Consider the following 19,055-nt stretch of genomic DNA (forward strand, 5'->3'; position numbering starts at 1 on the left):
GTTATTCTCCTGTCATGAAAGGTTCTTCATTGTACCAGTACTGAACATCCGATTGCAGTATAATGGTATTTTCATAATATACCACCTGTAAAACAAGTATTAACAGTACCGCAAACACGATCCAAGGGGAAATTTTGTTCTGGCTTTTTCTTTTTTGAAGAAGTATCCATACCACACTGCCCAGTACTGCATATCCCAACACACAGACAACAAACTTTCCGGGATTTCCCATTACATATAAGGTCTTCACCGCCAGAGGATTCCATATACCAAAAGCTGCTGCCGCCAACACCAGTCGGGCATCCTTTCCCCATTTGGAAAACAGGAAATAAAGCAATGCAAGTGCAGCTCCGGATAAAAATGCTATCATGATCTTATAAGATGTTGCGACCGGAAATCCAATCCACCGCATTCCTGCCGGAATCCATAAATATAGTAAATGGGCCGCCGGAATCCTTCCCCATTCTCCCTGAAGCATATACTCTGTTTCTCTCAGGCACTGTACACTGTCAGTCCCCAGAACAAGATAATCCACCAGCAAGGGGATACAGGCTATCATCCAGATTCCCACCATTGCACAGTTGATCCATTTTTTCTGTCCGCTCACTTCTTTACACAATACTTTTCTGCGGAATATCGCAATTCCATCCAGACAGGCAAAAAGAACCAGCACTATTACAAAAAGGATCCTTCTTCCGGCGGTTGTCTTCTCTACTTTCAACTCATAGGAAACATTTCCTCCCTCCGAAAATGGCTGTATCTGCAGATGTGCTGCATCAACCGTATCTGCCACATAATAGGTAATCCTTTTATGCTCTGTATCTGCAGACAAAGTTGCCCGGTTGCCCCTGATCGCACGAAAAGTGGTCTCCTCCGCTTCCAGACTGATCTCCATTCCGCTTCCGATTCCGCCATTTGCAATATCCGACTCTACTATGATGCGATATACTCCCGGGTTCAATGCAAAATCTTTGCTGACGATCCCCCCTGTTTCTTCCACCCGATACAATTGCTGATGATCTGCCTCAAATACAATATCCGATCCCCCAAAAGACAGCACGAACAGAACCGCTAAGAGAAGCCCTTCCGCTAATAAAATCCATTTCTTTTTCATCTCTGTCTCCTCTTCCGAATCCCGAAAAACACGATACCCGCTACTGTGATCAAAGTAACCAGTTCCGCCGTTCTCCAATACCACGGTTCCACAAAACGCACTCTGACTGTTCCGGCATATCCACCCGGAATGCACACTTGCAAAATATGTCCACCGTCGTCTGTGATCTCCAATACTTCTCCTTTGTCATCCCTGGCTGCATATCCCTTATACATGAGAACCGGAAGTGTTACTATTTCCTCCCGGGCCGAATCATTCCTGCAGAAAAAGCTTATATTTAAACCGCTCTTTTCATAGTCTGCGATCTGAATATTCTCATTGGCTTCCGGTCTTGCAAAAGTCAGCTTTGTGCTGTCCGTTCCATAGATCAGATACTCTTCTCCGGAGATGTAACCAAATCCCATACTTTCCTGATTATATAATGTAACGTCCCTCTCCTGTACTCCCGAATCCATCATAAACAGATAGGATGCAGACAAAGACACTACTGCCGTGATCAGACTCATCTGATAGAAGATTTTCCGGTTGTTCTGAAAATATCGAATCACATATCCCGTTACCGTCACCAACAGAACCGTACCCCATCCCAGAAAACGATTGGGGAACTGCAGACTGCTCACCAGTGTCGCTGCAATGCCGGAAATTTTCTGAATGTTATCCCAGGGAAAGGAATTTGTGGACATCCATAATGCAAGGCATCCGAATCCTGCTGCCTTTATCGCAAAGCTCTTCTCAGCCTCTTTTTGTTTTTGCAAATCTCCCAAAAATAACAGCAGCCAGAAAATCATCATTCCTATTACCAGAAACAATCCTACCCCGATAGGATTCAGTAAATCCCCTGCCTTGCCTTCCATGGATTCCGGAATTCTGCTGAACCAGAACTGATGTAATATTTGCGCAAAAATGGTTCCTCTGTCCTGGATAGTTCTCGCCGATGCATGGCGTATCCTGACATCCTGTGTCAAATAATAGTCAACAAACGGTACCAGATACCACAAGCTTAATCCCAGCGCAAAAAATGCTCCACATGCAAGCTGCCGAAATCTCTGCCATGCAAATACTCTGCGAATATAAATCAGACAGAACAGCACTGTGAACAATGCCGTAATCTCACAGGTCAGTACATGGGTCTGGATCAATCCGGCATATCCCAGTCCCAAAATGATCCAGCTTTTATGAAACTCTCTGTCTTCCACATCTTTTTCAAAGACAAGATAAATTCCGTATACCACCAGCGGCAGAAACGTATAGGCGCTTCCCTCTCCTACAGCTCCTACCATTACCAGCTTAAAAAATCTGAATATCGATAAAGTATACAATGCGCTGCAGACCAGGCCTATGATCCGGTCTCCGAAGATTCCGTTAAAGCAGTACCAGGCAATCGCAGCTGTTGCAATATTAAGTCCTATGCAATAGAAAGCATAGCTTTCCGTCATCGTAAAGCCTGCCATGCGCAGAAGTGCCGGAAAATACAATAACAGATTACAATAGAAAATACCATTGGCATAGCCGTGGTCAAATACCCATCTGGGTTCCAGCCGTACCGGGAACTGTCCGGTCAGAAGTCCATCCTTTACACCTTCAATACGGTGCAAATGATAGGTCAGATCCGCTCCGGACACCATGCCGTCATAAAAATAGGGGATGGAGGCAAAAAAGGCGATCACACCGATTCCAAACAGGATCTGACGTCTCTGCTCATTTCTGCCTTTTACCGCCTCCCGACGCTCCAGCCACATGGTCGCAAGAACCAACAGTGCTGCTGCCGCAAGGATCACAAGATATCTTGTCCACAGAAGATTCGTCTCCACGATCCGCAGATTCCCGGTGGTCAGCTTTTCCCGTCCGGAATAATCGATTGTCACCGTCAGTTCTTCTGTGGGCTCATAAAGCCAGAAATCATAGGAAGTATGCCCCAGTGCACTGTACAGATGCTCGCCGTTGCACAACAGGCCTCCCTGATACACAGTGCCGTCTTTCACAGTGCAGACCGCGATGGCATCCCCGGTGCATTCGTAGGACAGCTCCACCCGGTATACTCCTGTCCCTAGAGAAATATGCTCAAATACCGGCTCTTCTGTATAAGATTCCCCTTCCGCAAAAGTATAGCTTCCGGTATAGTTCCATTCCCGGTTGGGCATGGCAATACGGATGATACAACCCACCATCAATGTAGCCAGAATCCCCAGAATCACATATCTGATATAAGGTTTTTTCTTCACCTTTCCCATTCTCCTTTGGTCACATGTTGTAAATCATTTGAAATAAAACGCAAAAATCCATAATGAGTATAGCACAAAAAAAAGATAATGAAAACTCTCTTCATTATCTTTTTCCTGTATTTATGCGATTCCTATGCCTGTTTTGTATGATGTTCCACATGTTCGAAGGTGAATACATTCAGGAACTGTTTTGCTCTCTCTGTCTCCGGATGTTCGAAAAATTTATCGGGAGCGGCCTCCTCCACGATCTTACCCTGGTCGATGAAAATAACTTTGTCCGCTACCGCCTTTGCAAACTGCATCTCATGGGTGACAATGAGCATGGTCTTGCCCTGTTTTGCCAGATCCAGCATAACATCCAGCACTTCTCTTACCATCTCCGGATCCAGTGCCGCGGTCACTTCATCGAACAGCAGGATCTCCGGATGCATGCACAATGCCCGGACGATGGCTACACGCTGCTTCTGTCCACCGGACAACTGTCTGGGATAACTCTTTGCCTTATCTGCCAGTCCCACGCGCGCCAGAAGCTCCATGGCCTCCTTCTGCGCCTCTGCCTTATCGCGCTTCTGTACCTTGACCGGTGCCAGCGTAATATTGTCCAGTACCGTCAGATGCGGGAACAGTTCATAGCTCTGGAATACCATACCGATCTTCTGACGCAGGGTGGTGATATTTTTACTGCCCTTGCGGATATCCATGCCCTGCAGCTTTATCGTACCGCCCTGAATAGGTTCCAGTGCATTAATACACCGAAGCAGCGTACTCTTACCACAGCCGCTGGGACCTACCACTACCAGAACATCTCCCTGTTTTACTTCCAGATTGATGCCGTCCAGGATCTTCTGGCCTTCATATTCTTTTGTCAGATTTTCTATCTTCAACAATGTCTCTGCCATGTTTTCACTCCATTCTCATTCCGACTCCGGTTCCATTTCTAATTCCACTTTTTCTCCAGCACTCTGGCCAGAACACTGAAGGGCCAGCAGGCGAAGAAATACAGAACAAATACCACAAGGAATACTCCGAACGCAGCATTGGGACTGCTCATACGATTGGCCTCAATGATCTGCTGTGCCACCTTCAGCATTTCCACCACGCCGATCATGAGCACCAGGCTGGTGGTCTTGATCATACGGGTGATCAGGTTGATGGACAGCGGAATCAGTCTCCGCACAGTCTGCGGAATAATGATATACAGATACGTCTGTATTTTACTGAATCCCAGTGCTTCACTGCTTTCGTACTGATGCTTCGGAATACTGATCAGCGCTCCACGCACCAGATCTCCCATCTCTGCGGTGCCCCACAGGACGAAGACGATGACGGATGCCACCTCTCCGGACAGATTCCAGCCCAGTGCTCTGGTAGATCCGAAATATACAATAAATAAAAGCACCAGCTGCGGCATGATACGGATGAATTCCAGATAGACCCGGAAGATAGCTTTGACGAACCGGTTCTTCACCGTCATCAGTGCTCCCACCAGAATACCTAACGGCATACTGATCAGAATAGATACGATACTGATCTTCATGGCTACCCATAATCCCTGCAGCAGACGGAGCATGTTCGTGCCTTTGAATAATACATCAATCCCCAAATCCGGCATAACGCATCCTCCTCTCCACCAGAGATCCCACGATCGATACCGGCAGCAGGATCAACAGATAAAATACCACCAGAAGGAAAAGGCTCTCGGTAGTCTTATAATACAGGCCGATCAGATCCTTTGCCGTAAACATCAGATCCATCAGACTGATGGCACTGAATACACTGGTCTCCTTCAACAGGAAAATAATATTCGCCACAAATGCCGGGATACTGGTAGACATGGCCTGGGGCAGGATCACATATCTTAGTACCTGTCCGGAGTTCATTCCCAGGCTGATGGCACTTTCATTCTGGATCGGTTCCACGGCCTCCAGACCGCTGCGGAATGCCTCCGCCATATAACTGCCACCTAAAAATGCCAGTCCTACCACACCGCAGACCTCTGCTGACATCCGGATCCCAATCTTCGGAAATCCGTAATAAATAAAAAACAGCTGTACCAGAAGCGGTGTATTACGGCTCAGTTCCACGTAGACCGCTACGATCCACCGAAGCACCGGTACTTTATAATATTGTATCGCCGCACATACCAGTCCCAGCAGAATCGCAAACAGGATTCCGATGACCCCGATCTTCACGGTGAGCAACGCTGCCTTTTCATACATAGGCAGATATTTTCCTATAAATTCCCAGTTCATGTATTTCTTTCCTTTCAGGAAGTTTTTCAACAATCGTAACTATTCAGAATAGTTACACACAATTTTTTAGATTATAACAAAAGAAGTAGCCAGATGCAAGAAAAGACTGCGGCGGCAACATACGTGCCCCGCAGTCCCCTCTCTATCATTCTATTCCGATCCGTACTTATTGTGCGGTTACCTTGCCGCCTTCTACTACCAGGCTGTCCTCGTAATCCAGACCATAGGTATCTGCCAGAGTTGCCTCGTAATCTGCATGGAAGAAGTTCTCTTCACCAAGGCTTGCGATCTCATCGTTGATCCAGTCAAGCAGAGTAGTATTGCCCTTAGATACTGCGGGAGCGATGGTATCAGCGCTGCCCAGGGAAGGAATACCTACGGTATAGCCTTCATTCTGCAGAGCAAATGCGATGACCTCAGTGTTGTCGTTTGCCCATGCTACGGAAGTACCGTTTTCAAAAGCTTCCTTAGCGGTTGCATAGGAATCGAACTTCTGTAAAGGAATGTCCGGATAATTAGCAATCAGATAGGTCTCTGCGGTGGTTCCGGAGATCACAATAATAGAATCATCTGCATTCCAGTTATCCAGAGTGGTGATTACATTGTCATCCCTGGATACTACGCCAAGTGCTACATTCATATAAGGAGCAGCGAAATCAACTTCCTCTGCTCTCTCGGGAGTTACGGTGAAGTTAGCCAGGATCACGTCTACCTTACCGGTCTGCAGATACTCGATACGGTTGGCCGCCTCGGTAGATACGAAGTTCACATCGACACCCAGATCCTCACCGAGTCTTCTTGCATAATATACATCATATCCCTGATACTCGCCGTTCTCATCCACATAACCAAACGGATTCTTATCGGAAAATACACCGATGTTGATGGTACCGCTTTCCTTGATCTCATCCAGAGTGCGGTATACAGCCTTGCTTCCAGCATCGTTGCTGCCGGTAGCTGCTGCGCCGTTATCGCTGCTGCCGCATGCGGTCAGCCCCAGTGCCAATGCTCCTGTTAATGCCAGTGCCAAAACGCTCTTCCACTCAAACTTCTTCATAATCCTTTTCCTCCTCTTCGATGTCTCATTTAACTATCGAATCAACTTATGGGTAGGATTATATCTCCTATTTCATACTATGTCAATAGGAAAACAGTAATTTGTTTCTACTTTTTGCGAAAAAATAAAATCAATGCTATAATATTATTGTTACTTTTGATTGTAAACAGACCTTGTAACCGGAATTCCGTAAGAGATAATAAAGGAGAACAAAAGAATAATATATGAAAAAACCGATTTCACGTTTCTATCTGCTGTTGGTTCTCGTTCCGTTACTGTTACTGGCGAGCATGGGCGGCTATTACTTTCTGGAAGAAACTGCTGCAGGCAGCGATGTTGTTGTCGTTCCACAGACCCCTACACCGCCTTCTGCCACACCGGTTCCCGTCCCTACTCCGGAGCCGACCCCCACTCCCTTCCCGGAGCATGACATTACGCTCATGGCTGTCGGGGACAACCTGATGCATCTGGGAGTCGTGGCCAGTGGAAAACAGGAGGACGGAACTTATGATTTCTCCATGCTGTTTCAGGGGATTTCACCCTTCTTAAACGCGGCAGACATCCGGATCATCAATCAGGAAACTGTCATGGGCGGCAATTCCCGGGGATTTTCCGGTTTTCCCTATTTTAATTCTCCTACCGAAGTTGGGGATGCGATTGCGGATGCCGGATTCAACGTGGTTCTGCAGGCATCCAATCATACCGCGGATCAGAAGCTGGACGGCCTGTTGTACTGTGCGGATTTCTGGAAAAACAAGCACCCGGAGGTACTGGTAACCGGTATTCACGAAGACGCTTCACAGGCAGATGACATTCCGTTACTTACCATCGATGATGTCACTTTCGCCATCTTAAATTATACCTACGGTGCCAATACCGAGACACTCCCCTTAGATCTGCTGGGGCATCTGAATCTTCTGTGTGCCGTAAATGAGAAAACCGGACAGATGGACTTCACCACGCTGAACCCGCAGGTCTTAGAGGATATCTCCCGGGCAAAAGAACTGGCAGATATCGTCATCGTCTGTCCTCACTGGGGGACTGAGTATTCCTCCAAAATCTCAAGCTATCAGGAAAAATGGGCACTGGAGATGACAGAAGCCGGTGCCGATGTCATTATCGGAACCCATCCCCATGTGGTAGAGCCTGTGGAATGGATCACCGCAGAAAACGGCAATGAGTCTCTGTGCTATTATTCGCTGGGCAATTATGTGTCCACCCAGAAAAATGCTCTCAGCATGTTAGAGGGTATGGCCTGGCTGACTTTTCACGTTGCAGAGGACGGTGTCTCCATCGAGCGGAAGACCACCGGTGTGATCCCGCTGGTCTGTCAGTACACCTCCGGACCGGTACGGTTTGAAAATGTCTATCTGCTGGAAGAATATACCGAAGAGCTGGCGGCCTCCCACGGCATCCGCAATTATGCCGGTGTGGTCCTTCATCTGGAAGACCTGCAAAAATGGAGCGACGAGATCCTCGGTGATTTCGTACTCACCAAAGATCAGGCGCTCCATAATTTCAAAACCGATTCTATTAATCAATAACGTTTCGCATACCGATGATGGGACTGTAGTCCACAGCACTGATAATGACACCTTTCCGTGAATTGGCGGAATGGATGATCTGTCCGTCACCGATATACAGTCCTACATGGGTACAGCTCTTCCCTCCATTGGAACTATAACATACAATATCTCCTGGCTGAAGTTCTTCAGAACTGATACTGCGTCCGGCACCGGAATACTGTCCTCCCGGTGTACGGCTGATAGAATATCCGAACTCCGCATAGATAAAGCAGGTAAATCCCGAACAATCTGTACCTCCTGACAGACTGGAACCTCCGTGTACATACCGGTTGCCCAGATACTGCATGGCATACTCAATGATACCCTGTCTGAGTTCCGCATTGGAGGTATAAGTAGTTGCGGGAAGTGTGATGCTCGTGATCACCTCCGGGGCATCCTGCTCGGCAGTCTGTTCTCTTGCCTGCAATGCCTTCTGTGCGGCAATTTCCGCCTGTTCCTCTTCTATTGTCTTCGCATAGATAAATTCTTCCGAGATCGTAACATATTCCGCAGAGACATAGCCTTCCTTGCTGTCGGTGTACTGTACCTTCAGCCAGTCTCCGTCATTCTCCAGAATTTTTACCTTTTCTCCATTGTCAATGTAACCAATTCTTTTTGCATCTGTGGCAGGATCCTGTCTCACATTCAGACGGTCTGCGATAACCACAGCATATCTGGTCACATAATTGTCTACAACCTCAGCTGCTGCATCTCCGTAAATAAAAAACTCTGCCTTGATATAGCCCTCCACATTACCGGAGATGATCCGGAACCAGTCCTGATCCTCTCCTGCCACATCCAGGATCTGTGCCACCGCTCCGTCATAGATTTTGCCCACTACAGCACTGTCTGTGTTCGGTTCTGTCCGGACATTGACGTAATTCGTCACATTGGCGATCGCTAACGATGCATACTCATCTGCGTTCGTATCCTCTACGGAAGCTTCGTCTACCGGAACATCCTCCGGATCCGACACCCCTTCCAGTGCTCTGGGATCTTCCGTCTCGCCACCCTGTACCGCCAGCAGATCCTCTATGGTAATCTGTCCGGTAGCCGGGATCGGCTCGACACCGATCTGATGTACTCCTGCCGCATGTACTTTCTGTACCGAGGTTTCACTCTGTATTTTCAGTTCTCCGTTTCCTGCTGCCACCACCATACTGACTCCGGTGAGAGCGACCGCCAGTGCCATGAACATTCTTTTTTTCATTATAATCCCTGTTACTTCCTACAATTACTGTTTTCTGATGACATTCTGCATAATAGCACATAAAGCAGCACCCGTCCACGAATGTCTCCAAATATCTCAAACTACTTAAAATACTGCATCAACTCTTCCAGATCCGTGGATACTGACAGATGCCCGGATCAGAGTGGTCACTTCACGGATCACAGATTTCACTTCAAGATTGCCTGACAGATTACCATTGGCAATTTGGTCAATATATTCTGCGGTCGTCAGTAATGGTTTTCGTATTTTGAATGACAGATAAACCATGACAGCAATAAAAAGAACATTCAGACATACTGAGCGCAGAACCAGACTTCTTAACATGTCGGATATTGCATCCTGAACTATGCTCTCCCGTTCTCCGGCAAAAGCCATTCCCAGAATCTCTCCATCATCGGAACATACCGGCATATAATAGACATAATATTCTTCTCCCTGAATCTCTACTCCATCAGTTTTATAATCGTTACCGGCTCTGACCGTCTCCCATATCTGTGGATCAGCCTTGGTTCCTTCTGCCCTGTTCCCATCCTTGTCCACAATGGAAGTAATAAATCTCTCATCCTCCATGAAAAGCGTCTGTTCAATATGCTCATCCTGCAAAGAATCTATAAACTGATAACTGATATCATCCTTTTCCAGAATATCCTCACGGATATCCCATGTGAAATATTGCTCCACTGATGTAGCACATGCTTTCAGCCGCAGATAGGTACTGTCGACCAGTTCATCTTTCATTTTGCCCGATGCATATACAGTCAGAGCAACCATCGTTGCAAGCATCGGAATGCAGCCGATCATTAAAATCACCTGCAAATACCCCATTTTCTTCTTCATTTCAGCACCCTCCTCGTTTTCTGATATAAACTTTTTCCTGCTGTTACCCATCCCCGTACGGGCATGATGAAACATCCGCAAGTTGATCTAATTGAAAAATATCATAGCATATTTTATCAGGATCCACAACACTTCGACATTCTTGAGTTTCCGCAGTTTTATCCACAACTGCCTGTTTTTTCAGATACTATTATAAACAACTTTCAAATATCCGGCAGATTGGTGCTTTAGGAGAAGTTTGGCTATTGGAATTTGGCTACCTGTTCTAATTTCTTTTATAAAAAGAACCGTTCTTTGCTCTCTCCTTTCTTTAATTGCAGTCTCCTTATATTTCACTACAGTATCCACATCCGAATGCGCCTGAAAAGCAGCTCCGGTAATCCTACCGCCCTTCCTCCTGTGTTTTCTCACCACATTTTGTCTGAAATTTTTAAAAATAAAGAATGCTTACGCCATGTAACATCGTGGTATTTCTCCAGTTCTCCGTTCCCAACGATCCGGTGTGCCAGATCAGTAGTCCGGTGTTTTCGGCATTTTCTCTTCTGCCTACTTCTGCCGTAAGCTCCACTCCCCGGGCATAGCCCCTTTCCTGCTGTACCACCGTAGGTTCCGTAACCGTCCATGCTTTTGCCGATAATATTCCGTTCTCATACCGCACCCAAATTCTGCATCCCGTTACAAAGCAGTTTGTCACGACCTCGCGGGAAATGCACTGCGCCTGTCCACGCACATACTGTATCAGATACATGGATACTGCATCGGAATGGGCCGCCGTACGGATGATCCGAAGTCCATAACCGTCCAGAGTGTCCGTGTCCGTCTTGATGCAGACATCCAGATACTGTCCGGCGCTGCCAAAACCCTGTCCGGCAGACTTTGCCGGATCGGCTTCCAACAAGACTTCCATATTCCGTTTGGTTTCCGTTCCCATCTCCGGTGCCGTGGTCGGCGTATAGCGGATCCTGGCCCCCTGCATTCCCTGATAGAGCCCTTCGCCCTTACTGCCGTCCCCTGTTGCACCGTAGTGCCAGGAGACCTGCGTCTTTTCCCGATCCCACTTTTCAAAATCACAGGTATCCGCCGGACGCTTCGCATCAAAATTCCATACACCTTTTTCGTTTCCGGCATGGCTGTAAAGAGGAAGGTTATGAAAATCTGTCCAGATCCTGTCTGTTTCCACATCTTCCGGCGAAATAGCTTTTTCATAAAAGCACTGCACTGCTTCCCCGTATTCGCTGCGATTCGTTCTGGGTCTTATCTGTGCGAAAATATAATATCCCACATCATCTCCGGTGAGGGCATAAACTTTCTCCGGCTGATCCGGTTGGGAGATTGCCGTCACGATTTTGTCCTCTCCCCGAATGTTTCTGCTTCGATACCAGATAATATCCGAGCAGTCATTCTCCGCTTCCGTAAAATCATAAGACAGCCGCAGCATTTTGCCTTCAAGACAGATCACCGGATTGCCCGTAAGCCTTGGTGCCGCCACTTTCCGGGGATGAATTCTGACATACGCACCGGTCTGCAATCCCTCTTTGGTCTGCGCCGTGAGTACTACTTCCGTCTCATGGTCTATATTACTGTCTTTCAGTTGCAGCAGACAGCTCCCCTCCGACACACGCTGTATTTCTATGGAGTCTGCACTGTCTCCTTCTATTTTAAAATGTATCTCACACTTCCTCTCACGCCCATCAAAGGTCAGGCATTTTCCCTTTATATCTATGGAAGATCCGCCTGCTTCCAGTTCAAAAGCCTCTGACTCCAGCAGAAGCTGTGTAGGAATATCTGTTTTTCCGGCAAAGCGGATCACTTCTCCGTTCCCCAACGGGTCCCAGTCATCTTTCCCGCCCAGCAGATTATAGACATTGTAGACCGTTTCTCCATCCTTACGGATATAGTAGGCCTCTGCCAGCATCTTTTCGTCAATGTCCACCGTATGGGAATCCGCAACCTCCGGAGGCGTAAACCGGCCTTCCGGATATGTCACATTCGCCTGATAGCACTTCAATGCTACGGAAGGATATTTCGTCCACAAGACCGCAACTTTGGTGTCCGGCAGACCTGCGAAGCTGCTGTCGATCAGTGCGATCTGTCCTCCGACTTTTGTAAAATACTGTGCGTGAGTCTCCCCATCCTGTGGATATTTACAATGAAATGTACAGTTTAAGAATACCGCTCCCGTACCGGAAGCCTGATAGATCGGCATTCCGCTGTAAAAATCAAACTCACAGTCCAGGTACACTGCATTTCCATTCAGAGCATCGTCCGTCTGTTCAAAATGACAATGTTCATACAGGCTTCTGCCCGCGCCACATACGGGATACAGGTTCAGGCGACTGACAAACCGGCAATTCTTCGCATGGAACTTATCGGCATTCGTATCCGCCAGCTGTGCCTGCGTAATGGCTTCTGTCCTCTTTTTCACAGACTGCGCAGGATCCAATGCATAATCCAGATCCACACAGCAATAATTCCCCAGAGTCAGGTTTTCCATCTCCAATTGTTCCCCGGAAAAATGGAACAGAGTATAATTCCCCTTCGCTCCATGGTCGTTCCCCCGGTTGGCGGCAATCACCACATCCTCCGGGTTCTCCGACAGCCCCACCAATTTCAGATTTGCGCAGTTTACCTTGCATCCGTAAGGGTAAAGATCCTTCGGATCCTCCCTTACGATCACCGCCTCCGACTGCGGATCCTCCAGCCAATAGATGCCGGGAGCAATGTAGACCGTCACCGGGTGTTCCACAGTTGCTGCGTTTAATGCTCCATCCGACAGGACTTCTCTGATGTTATTGTAAGTGTATGGATTTTTCTGTACTTCCTCGTTCGCAAGCCTGCTGTCCAGCAGGAGATGACAGGAATCGGGGTCAGGTTTTATCATAAATGTTTTTGCCTTCCTCAGAATAAAATAAGTGACTGATTACTTTTTACTATAGTAAACGACCACTTATTTATCAAGAGATTAAGTTATTAATATCCTACCATAGAAGTAAAAATTATGGTGGGAAGTCATGAAGAATTGTATCATGCTATGGAAAAATGACGCTGTTGATCTTGCCATCAACAACCAGAGAAGAGCTTTTTCGGATGCGTATAATAATGAAATGCTGGCAGAAAGTAAAATTTATATTGAACTTTCCTCCAAAAATCCACTCAGTAAATTAAGTTCCCTGGAAACCGAAGATTTAAAAAATAACCCCTGCATTCTTGTCATCAACCAGACCGGACAGCAGGATACCGCTTGTAAGGAACCAGGTTCCTGTCAAAAAAACATATTGTGCCTTCTGGGAAAAAGATAATTCCGGATATTATATCGAAGAATCTGCAGATATTCTCAAATCCTGCTTTTAGGAATATATATAATTATCCTGCTTGCCTTTTTCACACTTCTAATAAACCACTGCTGCCAGAATGATATATACCAGAATCGACACCATACAGTACATAGAATTGGTTGTTGATACATAGGCACTGCCCTCTTCCTTTTTCAGAAAAGTCTGCATGCTGAAAGTGGCCGGCGCCGACATATAGGAAATGATGGCAAGATTCAACAGCATATTATCTCCTATCCACAAATGCACTGCCCACAGCACTCCAATTGCCATAAGTGTCTGTAGCAGAACTCTCATCAGGATTGTCTTCAGGCATGGCCGGATCAGTTCCTTTGTCAGTTCCATGCTATATCCCACAACGATCAGAATGATTGCTGTCACGGATGTGGTAAGGATCCCTTCCACCGCCAGATATGCACCGCCGAAGGGACTGTCAATCAGGCAAATCACCACCTTGGACAGTCCTGCCAGGATTCCAAGCACACTTGCAATAAATGCCGGTGTGTGGAATGCACTCATACATAGTTTCTTTGCATTGATCTTCTCTCCGTTTTCCACCTGTCCCAGCATCCCCATATAGATGCTGAATCCAAACAAAAGTCCTGCAATATCCAGTACTGCGATCTGTGAGAGATTTTCCTGCCCGCACAGGCTGGTATACAAAGGATACGCCATGAGGCCACCCTCATATACACTGACCATAAACGGCAGGTACTTGCGGTATTCTTCGTTCATAAGCGGCTTCAACAGAAATCCTACTCCGAAAGATACCACCAGCATAACGAACATAATCCCCACCAGTTTCCAGGTCTCCACACTGTAATCCGCTGTGGCCAGTGCATGAAAGATTGCCACCGGAAGCATGATATTGGTTACCAGCAGTTTCATATTATCTATTCCACTTTTGGTAAGTAACTTTAATTTTCTGCATGCCATACCGAGAACCAGCATGACAAGTACCGGCAATATAATTTCTAATATTCTCATTTGTTATCCCTTTCCGAGGTATCCTATACTTTTTTATTTATTATACTTCGATTTTCCTATCCTGTATATTATGTATCCCGGAAGTTTTGTAGAAATGTTTTAGAATTGATGCAGAAATGTTAATGCCAGAATTCGGTCTCCATTTCAGATATGCAAAAAGGCACTGTATCTCAATTTTTTTGAAATACAATGCCTTTTTTACAACACAATCTTACCCAAAGAAATTATACTTGTTAGCCTCAAAAGCTTCCATATAGGTTGCCCCATTGGAACCATACCGGTTGGATGCGCTGACCACATTTTCGGAAGCATTCTTATTGATGTGCTCACCGAGAAATCCTATTTTGGAGGCGATGCCATTCTCTCCTCCCAGTACCTTCTGTAAGGTATCCGCATCCGCATTCCGGAATACTTTCTCGTCCACGATCAGGCTTCCGTCCTTTGCCTGACTGATTCCTATACTTTCCAGTGATTCTTTACTGCCCGCTGGAATGTTTTTTAACTGTTGCTGGTAAAATTCATTCATGATTCCGCCGGTGGTCTTAAGCTGCTTCATGGTAGCATTGTACGCTTCCACCATTTTGTTCACATCACTCAGGATGTCCGTGGTGTCTCCGCTCTCTTTTGCCTTGTCGTAGATGGAATCCTTATCGCTGCCTGCAAGCTTTGACGCAGATTGGCTCAACTTCTCCGACAGATCCTCCAGCTTTGCATAATTATTTTTCCTCAGAATGTCCGTGGCACCGGTACTTGTGGTGTTCATGCTCTTCCCGATGGTTCCCAGCAGGTTCTGGGATGACTTGTTATTGATAATATCCAAGAGCGACGTTCTCTGAATGGGAATCCCGCTTTTTGATGCGGAATTTGCCAGCATTTGGGTTGTGATCCTCATTTTGCGACCTCCTTTGATCTGCAATTTTTTCTCTCTGTCTTCTATATCGCCGCTTTTCTTTCACCCTTAATATGTTTTGTAACGAACCGATCTTTTCATGTAACGAAACATCAAAAAATCAGCAGGCCCATCACCCGCTGATTCCTTTCTGAAGCATCACCGCTTACACTTTTCTCAGATACTTCATGTATGCGGTGACAAAGTCATTGTATTTCTGTTTTGCTAAAAATACGCTCTCACCGTTTTTCAATTCTATGTTGCTGTTGTCATACCGGGCCACCTCCTGCAAATTCACAAGAAATCCCCGATGGGAGCGGAAAAAGCGATCTCCCAGCTTCTGCTCCAGCACTTCCATTTTTTCATAAAAACAGTAGGGCTCCTTCTTTGACTTGGTGTGCAGCATAATTTTTCTGGCCTGGTTCTCGGCATAGAGGATATCATCCACAGGAATCCTGACATAGTTGCCGCCTACTTTTATAACCAGCGGTTCAACATTCTTTTTACTCCGGATCTGGCAGATTGCCCTGTCCATGACTTCTGTGAACTTCTGCTCATCGATAGGCTTCAAAAGATAATGAAACGCCCCCACATCATAGCCTTCAAACACATATTCACGTAAGGCCGTCACGAAGATAATCAGTGCATCCGACCTTTCACGGATCTTTCTGGCCGTCTCCATACCGTCCGGTTCCGCCGCATTCTGCTCCCGGTTCAGGGAAATATCTAACAGGATCAGGTCAAACGCCGTCGGATCCGCCAACAGTTCTCCGCCGTCGACAAACAGTCGGATTTCCCCCTCCGTACATTTCTCTACCAGCCTTTTCAGGTATTCTCTTATGGGCTGTTCATCGTCACATATTGCTATTTTCAGCATTCGTCTTCTACTCCCCCGGATCTTATTCCATTCAAACATTTCCTTTTTTATATCGCCACTTTTCCTTTGAAATTCAATCCTATGTAACGAAATGCGATTTTTGTGTAACGAAAAAATCAGCGGGTATATAGCATCCCAAAAGCTCTCTCTTGCGAGAGAGCTTGGTCTGCACCTGTAAAGTCAAGGTTGTTTTGGTGTAAATAGCATAAAAACGACAAATTCCATACAAAAAATTTCCCAAATCAGAAATTTTTGTACGGAATTTACTTATTTTGCTTATATAGCGAAAATGGAGACTTTTCAAACGGTAAAATTCCACATTTTTGTATTTTTTTCGTCCAAGACGGCGATTTAAATACAAACAAGATTTCCACTGACTGTCCCGATGCAACGCTCACAAAGAGAATTACTATCACTCTTGACATAAACTCTTTACCCTTATAATAATCCAAGCCGATGCCACTCTTCCGGAAAATGCGTACACTTCCCAAAGCTGACTATCACATCTGCTTAAAATTCTACTACATATTTGCCATTATTTCACTACTTTTCGCCAGCACTTTCCACCACTGGCATACGATATTCCGTACCATGCTTTAACATTCCATAAATAATACTGATTAACCGTCTTGAAATGCAAATCAGTGCCTGTTGGCTGGTTTTTCCTTCTGCTTTACGTTTCTCATAGTATGCTCGTACTACAGGATTTCTCGGTGTACCCTTAGAAGATATCTGCACCATCTGAATCGCAAGGAAATAAATGGTTGCCTGCAATCGTCTGTTACCTTGCTTGGTGGCTAAATCTTTCCCCTTTCCGCTGGATGATAAATGAAGCGGTGCAATTCCGGCAAACTGTGCCAGTTTATTGGCATTACTAAAGCGTTTGATATCACCGATTTCAGCAAGAATCTTCACTGCTGTGATAACATTTACACCGGGAATGGTTGTAAGCGTGCAGCCAAGCATCTTATACATCTGTTCCAGCATCTTGTCTACCTCTGCCAGTTGGCTGTCATAGTGCTGTAAATCACTGACTATGCTAAGAGTCACCATATCCCTTGCATCTTGATAAGCATTGTTTTTCACCTTATCACTGGCTACTGCATCCAAGATTTTCTCGCAGGTCTTGGTGGAGCATTTATTGTGGCTGACAGGAACAAGTTCCGCTCGCAAATCTTCCACAGACTTACCTTTTAGATACTTTTTGGATGGGTAATGCTCCCAGAAATACAGTGCAGTAGGTCTGCTGATGTCATTAAAAAATGACTTGTAAGACGGATATGCAATACACAGCTGCTCGTGCAACTGATTAACCAGTCTGGTTCGCTGTTTCATGATGTTATCCCTGCGATGCACCAACTGACCAAGTGACCAGTATGCATCATTAGGGCAGGCATCCGGAAGTTTATCAAGCATATTTAGAGTTGCAAGTGCAATAGCTTCTGCATCGTCGCTATCGCTCTTGCGATACATGGCACCACGGTGCTTTGCCTGACGATGAGAAATAGCAGTATTTACATCCTTAACAAAATACCCCTTATCAATCAGCCACACCGCTAAAGGTCTGCCGTAACCATAAGCATTCTCCAGACCAAAAACTATAGTCTTACCATCCGTATTACATTTTTTCACTTTCGCTACCAGCTTAGGAAAATCGGCTGGTCTGTTTGGGAAAGTAATCTCTCCCAGCTTTTGATTATAGCAGTCAATCATAACTGCTGTGTGGGTCTCCTTATGTAGGTCAATACCCACATAAATATAATTCTCTTTAATCATAAAAATCTGCTCCATTCTCAATGTTTGGCAAAATAGTGGCAATCTCAACTGTTAAGCATCTTTCTAGGAATTACGCATCTTTCAGCAACCAAGTGTGCAAGAGTGGTATAGCCTATCCACTTCTGGTCAGACGCAAAATATCCCGAATGGATACCGCTGACTTTCATGGAGATGGATACATCCTGCAGAACACAGGACTCACAAAAGACTTACGAATCGCTTTCGTGGTGTGTGATGTTAACTCTGAAAAAGAAAGGTTGCAAGTCAATTTTTTGCTTTTTGAGCAGATTTTTATTTAAATCCATTAAAAATGAGCAGAATTAGCTTTATGCCATAGACCAAAAACAGAGAAAAACAGTAATAATGCACAAATATAATTTTCAGGCAGGCAAGCCAACTTTCTCTTGCCCTTGTAAGAGCCTGTGTTGCCCCTGTGTGCAATTTTAAGAGCGAAGTCGAGGTAGTTACCCATGATAAACTTTTTAAGGCTTGTTGGGGAAATGTGAGAGATTTGATTTCTTAAGATAGTGCCAAAATAAATAGGGTCGAAAATAGTGCAGGTTAAAGGACTTATGCCGCCGGAGGACGGCATAAGCCGAGAAACTCCCACCGGCAGAGCCGTTGGGTGAAATGTAGTATGGCATAACTTTCTCTGCTGTTCAAAAATTTGTTATGCTTTAGAACAGTTTTGTAGGGATTACCATGTAACGGAAAAATAGGAAATGCACCATAGCTCATAGTAGCTACGAAACATCTCCTATTATGTGTTTTTGTTTAGGTATTAAGGGAATATTTCATCCCCCTTACACCCACTGGTGAGTGCCATTGTAACATGGATGTTTAGGAGGCGTCAAGGAAAATGTTACAAAATTGTTACATCTTTCTGATGTATCTACTGGGTATTTTATCTGCCAGC

At 45.7% G+C, this 19,055-nt stretch carries 16 protein-coding genes; 2 read left to right on the forward strand and 14 right to left on the reverse strand.

All coding sequences use genetic code 11. The features are described from left to right. Position 1: 1 nt before the first annotated feature. From DW835_RS04055 to DW835_RS04080, 6 genes are all read right to left on the reverse strand, one after another. Positions 2–1,114, reverse strand: coding sequence for a hypothetical protein (locus tag DW835_RS04055; RefSeq protein ID WP_117466238.1), 1,113 nt, complete (start codon positions 1,112–1,114; stop codon positions 2–4). Then, positions 1,111–3,336: a hypothetical protein gene (locus tag DW835_RS04060; protein WP_147353700.1), complete on the reverse strand. Its 2,226-nt coding sequence runs from the start codon at positions 3,334–3,336 to the stop codon at positions 1,111–1,113. The genes DW835_RS04055 and DW835_RS04060 overlap by 4 nt, the downstream gene beginning before the upstream one ends. A 131-nt stretch (positions 3,337–3,467) precedes the next feature. Continuing rightward, complete coding sequence (locus DW835_RS04065; RefSeq protein ID WP_022313277.1) at positions 3,468–4,235, reverse strand: amino acid ABC transporter ATP-binding protein; 768 nt, start codon at positions 4,233–4,235, stop codon at positions 3,468–3,470. Between the two features lie 38 nt (positions 4,236–4,273). After that, a complete protein-coding gene (locus DW835_RS04070; RefSeq protein WP_022313276.1) occupies positions 4,274–4,948 on the reverse strand; it encodes an amino acid ABC transporter permease in 675 nt (224 codons plus the stop codon). Continuing rightward, positions 4,929–5,588: an amino acid ABC transporter permease gene (locus DW835_RS04075; RefSeq protein ID WP_118502638.1), complete on the reverse strand. Its 660-nt coding sequence runs from the start codon at positions 5,586–5,588 to the stop codon at positions 4,929–4,931. The genes DW835_RS04070 and DW835_RS04075 overlap by 20 nt, the downstream gene beginning before the upstream one ends. A 166-nt stretch (positions 5,589–5,754) precedes the next feature. Further along, positions 5,755–6,645 carry a transporter substrate-binding domain-containing protein gene (locus tag DW835_RS04080; RefSeq protein WP_118730729.1) on the reverse strand — a complete coding sequence of 297 codons (891 nt, stop codon included), beginning with the start codon at positions 6,643–6,645 and terminating at the stop codon, positions 5,755–5,757. A 224-nt stretch (positions 6,646–6,869) separates the two neighbouring features. Between DW835_RS04080 and DW835_RS04085 the strand changes: the two genes are divergently transcribed. Further along, positions 6,870–8,189: a CapA family protein gene (locus DW835_RS04085; protein WP_118730730.1), complete on the forward strand. Its 1,320-nt coding sequence runs from the start codon at positions 6,870–6,872 to the stop codon at positions 8,187–8,189. Here the strand turns inward: DW835_RS04085 and DW835_RS04090 are convergent. The 4 genes from DW835_RS04090 to DW835_RS04105 form a co-directional block, all read right to left on the reverse strand. Beyond that, positions 8,179–9,420, reverse strand: a complete 1,242-nt coding sequence (locus tag DW835_RS04090; RefSeq protein WP_118730731.1) for a C40 family peptidase — start codon at positions 9,418–9,420, stop codon at positions 8,179–8,181. The two genes, DW835_RS04085 and DW835_RS04090, sit on opposite strands and share 11 nt — an antisense overlap. Before the next feature lie 105 nt (positions 9,421–9,525). After that, the gene (locus DW835_RS04095; protein ID WP_182430233.1) at positions 9,526–10,278 is read right to left on the reverse strand and encodes a cache domain-containing protein; all 753 of its coding nucleotides are present in this window, start codon (positions 10,276–10,278) and stop codon (positions 9,526–9,528) included. A gap of 180 nt (positions 10,279–10,458) precedes the next feature. Further along, positions 10,459–10,692: a hypothetical protein gene (locus DW835_RS17910; RefSeq protein ID WP_118537352.1), complete on the reverse strand. Its 234-nt coding sequence runs from the start codon at positions 10,690–10,692 to the stop codon at positions 10,459–10,461. Positions 10,693–10,708: 16 nt separating this feature from the next. Further along, positions 10,709–13,159 carry a hypothetical protein gene (locus DW835_RS04105; RefSeq protein WP_118730733.1) on the reverse strand — a complete coding sequence of 817 codons (2,451 nt, stop codon included), beginning with the start codon at positions 13,157–13,159 and terminating at the stop codon, positions 10,709–10,711. A gap of 130 nt (positions 13,160–13,289) precedes the next feature. On the opposite strand from DW835_RS04105, the gene DW835_RS04110 reads away from it, so the two are divergent. Beyond that, on the forward strand, positions 13,290–13,577 hold the full coding sequence (locus tag DW835_RS04110) for a hypothetical protein (RefSeq protein ID WP_118730734.1): 288 nt from the start codon (positions 13,290–13,292) through the stop codon (positions 13,575–13,577). Positions 13,578–13,667: 90 nt separating this feature from the next. Here DW835_RS04110 and DW835_RS04115 read toward each other — a convergent pair whose 3' ends face one another. From DW835_RS04115 to DW835_RS04130, 4 genes are all read right to left on the reverse strand, one after another. Then, complete coding sequence (locus DW835_RS04115; protein ID WP_118730735.1) at positions 13,668–14,597, reverse strand: AEC family transporter; 930 nt, start codon at positions 14,595–14,597, stop codon at positions 13,668–13,670. Positions 14,598–14,808: 211 nt separating this feature from the next. Beyond that, positions 14,809–15,489, reverse strand: coding sequence for a hypothetical protein (locus tag DW835_RS04120; RefSeq protein ID WP_147353701.1), 681 nt, complete (start codon positions 15,487–15,489; stop codon positions 14,809–14,811). 163 nt (positions 15,490–15,652) lie between these two features. Next, positions 15,653–16,363 carry a LytTR family DNA-binding domain-containing protein gene (locus DW835_RS04125; RefSeq protein ID WP_022155157.1) on the reverse strand — a complete coding sequence of 237 codons (711 nt, stop codon included), beginning with the start codon at positions 16,361–16,363 and terminating at the stop codon, positions 15,653–15,655. A gap of 543 nt (positions 16,364–16,906) precedes the next feature. Continuing rightward, positions 16,907–18,154 (reverse strand): IS110 family transposase, encoded by a 1,248-nt coding sequence (locus DW835_RS04130; RefSeq protein ID WP_243037041.1) that lies wholly within the window; start codon positions 18,152–18,154, stop codon positions 16,907–16,909. Positions 18,155–19,055 lie beyond the last annotated feature (901 nt).

This window comes from Clostridium sp. AM34-9AC, assembly GCF_003480225.1.
Classification (GTDB): domain Bacteria; phylum Bacillota; class Clostridia; order Lachnospirales; family Lachnospiraceae; genus Acetatifactor; species Acetatifactor acetigignens.

Excerpts from the sequence above, each read along its gene's own strand:
- DW835_RS04070 (WP_022313276.1), bottom strand. The coding sequence starts at position 4,948 with ATGCCGGATTTGGGGATTGATGTATTATTCAAAGGCACGAACATGCTC.
- DW835_RS04120 (WP_147353701.1), bottom strand. The coding sequence starts at position 15,489 with ATGAGGATCACAACCCAAATGCTGGCAAATTCCGCATCAAAAAGCGGG.
- DW835_RS04075 (WP_118502638.1), bottom strand. The coding sequence starts at position 5,588 with ATGAACTGGGAATTTATAGGAAAATATCTGCCTATGTATGAAAAGGCA.
- DW835_RS04115 (WP_118730735.1), bottom strand. The coding sequence starts at position 14,597 with ATGAGAATATTAGAAATTATATTGCCGGTACTTGTCATGCTGGTTCTC.
- DW835_RS04130 (WP_243037041.1), bottom strand. The coding sequence starts at position 18,154 with ATGGAGCAGATTTTTATGATTAAAGAGAATTATATTTATGTGGGTATT.
- DW835_RS04085 (WP_118730730.1), top strand. The coding sequence starts at position 6,870 with ATGAAAAAACCGATTTCACGTTTCTATCTGCTGTTGGTTCTCGTTCCG.
- DW835_RS04090 (WP_118730731.1), bottom strand. The coding sequence starts at position 9,420 with ATGAAAAAAAGAATGTTCATGGCACTGGCGGTCGCTCTCACCGGAGTC.
- DW835_RS04065 (WP_022313277.1), bottom strand. The coding sequence starts at position 4,235 with ATGGCAGAGACATTGTTGAAGATAGAAAATCTGACAAAAGAATATGAA.
- DW835_RS04080 (WP_118730729.1), bottom strand. The coding sequence starts at position 6,645 with ATGAAGAAGTTTGAGTGGAAGAGCGTTTTGGCACTGGCATTAACAGGA.
- DW835_RS04055 (WP_117466238.1), bottom strand. The coding sequence starts at position 1,114 with ATGAAAAAGAAATGGATTTTATTAGCGGAAGGGCTTCTCTTAGCGGTT.
- DW835_RS04110 (WP_118730734.1), top strand. The coding sequence starts at position 13,290 with ATGAAGAATTGTATCATGCTATGGAAAAATGACGCTGTTGATCTTGCC.
- DW835_RS04105 (WP_118730733.1), bottom strand. The coding sequence starts at position 13,159 with ATGATAAAACCTGACCCCGATTCCTGTCATCTCCTGCTGGACAGCAGG.
- DW835_RS04095 (WP_182430233.1), bottom strand. The coding sequence starts at position 10,278 with ATGAAGAAGAAAATGGGGTATTTGCAGGTGATTTTAATGATCGGCTGC.
- DW835_RS04125 (WP_022155157.1), bottom strand. The coding sequence starts at position 16,363 with ATGCTGAAAATAGCAATATGTGACGATGAACAGCCCATAAGAGAATAC.